Genomic DNA, 1,662 nt, shown 5'->3' on the forward strand with positions numbered 1-1,662 from the left:
ACAAGCCTTAGAGAATTTAATCAATCTTTTTTATAAACAGTTAAACTTTCTTCAAAACAATTCTACTTTTTTTACAAACGGTGTAACTTTATTTCAAATCGACAACTGGTTAAATGTTTGGATAAAAGAAGATTATGCGCCAAGTGACTAACAGAGGATTGATTCCTCTGTTTCATAAGTTATTATAAATGCCCAAAAATTAATGTTATTATAGTAAAAAATTCACACAGAAGGAATTGAAAATACAAAATAAAAAGACAAAAAGCAACGAGTAAAATTCGAAGCCTTTTGTCAAATTTTGAAGGCGAATCGCCTTTTTAGAACTGCGTTTTTCACTCTTTTTTGTTTTCCAATCTCCGGCGCAATTTTATACCGTAGAAAGCGAGCACCACGAAAACTACTGTTGAGGTGACAGCGACCATCTTCGTCTCTTCTCCAATTGGAGATTCGAAAAACAATCGCGAGACGTACGTCATCATTGCTGCGCCAGAAATACCCATTCCCAAGATTACTAACGCCAAAACTTTGTTCAAAACATCACCCTGCCCTTATAGTTTGTTGAAGCAAGCTACCGCTTTCGAATTTTTTAAAAAAACTTACTTCAAATCAATTTGATATCACTCCCCTTATTTTCTGGAATTTTCTAGCAATTTAATAATTCTACACTTATTATTAATTATCCTCTCTAATTTTAAATAAGGGGTATTTTTTACTATTAAATAAAAAATATATCCATCCTCAATCTGTTTTTTGTTTATAACCTTAAAGATTCAATGGAAGATATAAATTGTTTGATGCTAACATTTCATAGAAGAACGATATTCAACAATACGGCCCCGATTGTGGCATAAGTAAAAAGACTGCATCCCTCCATACAGGTTTTTTATCAAACTTTATTATAAATAATCGAACTTAATTATAAATTATCAATCTTTATTAAAAAACCACACCAGGCACTTATCGCACGAATTGTGGAAGGTATTCCTACAATCAAAGACTTAGTCAAACGTTTACAGAATGATTTTGTATTCCATTTTGATTGTGGATTTTTAGTTTCGTACGTTGTCCCTTCTGAAGCATTCTTTTCGCGCATGATTGATGTGATTAGCCAGCCAACTGTGCTAGAAATTATGCAAGATGAGATTTTCAAGTGGTGATGTCGGAAGGTTTCATTGCGGATGAACACCTCGCAATTGATGCGACGCATTTTGAATCACGTGAGGCCGCAAAATCTTCACTGGAAAAAGAACCTATTCAACAAAAAAACACGAACGTAAAAAGAAAAAAGAACTTGAACAATGGCTTCGAGAAAAACAAGAAGCTGAAGCCAATCTGCCCATTTATCAAAAAGAAATTAAAGCACAATTGAATGAAACAATAGAAACACTCTGGAATGAGGCACCGTTTGCACCACAATGGGGCGTCAAAAAATAAGTGAAAGCAAAAATTTGGCCTGTTATGGCTTTAAGGCTCATCTTGCCGTTGGAACTAAAAGCCAATACGTTATTTGTGGCTTGATGACCTCTACCAATTTGAATGATAGTAAAGCTGCAATTCCGTAGTTAAAGAAAGTAGAAAATTTTTTCCCTGTACACTTTCCCACAGATATTTTCGATGCAGGATTTGTGTTCATTTCAAGTTTTGTTGGAATTTTCAAGCATA

General features: G+C 34.1%; 3 protein-coding genes. 2 read left to right on the top strand and 1 reads right to left on the bottom strand.

Translation table 11 applies throughout. The features are described 5' to 3' along the window. Positions 1 to 959: 959 nt before the first annotated feature. Entirely contained in the window at positions 960 to 1,157 is a 198-nt protein-coding gene (locus JFL43_RS23620; RefSeq protein ID WP_407702016.1) for a hypothetical protein, read from the top strand. After that, positions 1,151 to 1,369, top strand: coding sequence for a hypothetical protein (locus tag JFL43_RS22080; RefSeq protein ID WP_200750711.1), 219 nt, complete (start codon positions 1,151 to 1,153; stop codon positions 1,367 to 1,369). Before JFL43_RS23620 ends, JFL43_RS22080 begins: the two co-directional genes overlap by 7 nt. 102 nt (positions 1,370 to 1,471) lie before the next feature. Here JFL43_RS22080 and JFL43_RS22905 read toward each other — a convergent pair. After that, positions 1,472 to 1,662 (bottom strand): hypothetical protein (locus JFL43_RS22905; RefSeq protein WP_234447965.1); only part of this gene is annotated, 191 nt, incomplete at its 5' end.

This window comes from Viridibacillus soli (assembly GCF_016612995.1).
Lineage (GTDB): Bacteria > Bacillota > Bacilli > Bacillales_A > Planococcaceae > Viridibacillus > Viridibacillus soli.